We start from the raw sequence: 501 nt of genomic DNA on the forward strand, positions 1-501 counted from the left end.
CCTACGGCGCTCCCGGCTACGGCCAGCCCAACACCCCCGGCGGCTACGCCCAACCCGGCCCACCGAACGGCCCCGGCCCCGGCATGCCCGGCGGCCCGGGAATGCCAGCCGGCCCCGGTGTGCCCAACGGCTACGGCTACCCCGGTTACCCGCAGGGCTACGGCTGGGCCGGTATGCCGATGGCCCCTCAGAACAACATGGGCACCGCGGCGATGGTGCTGGGCATCCTGTCCTGCTGCCTGTTCTGTTTCTACGGCGTCGTCTCCCTGGTTCTCGGTGTCACCGCGATCATCCTCGGCGTCAAGGGCAAGAAGCGGGCCGACCGGGGCGAGGCCACGAACCGCGGTCAGGCCCATGCGGGTTTCATCACGGGCATCATCGGGACCGTCCTGGGGGTCCTCACGGTCGCCGCGTTGATCGCCACCATCGTGTTCGCCATCAATCACGGAGACAGCACCGACACCTCGGACTCCGACCCCTTCTACAACTCCGCCCCCAGCC

1 protein-coding gene is annotated in these 501 nt (G+C 69.7%); it reads left to right on the forward strand.

Annotated features, from left to right (window positions below):
* A partial coding sequence (locus AC31A1_RS52435; RefSeq protein ID WP_489660077.1) for a DUF4190 domain-containing protein occupies nucleotides 1–501 on the forward strand: 501 nt, incomplete at both ends.

The organism is Streptomyces sp. P5F9 (assembly GCF_057961495.1).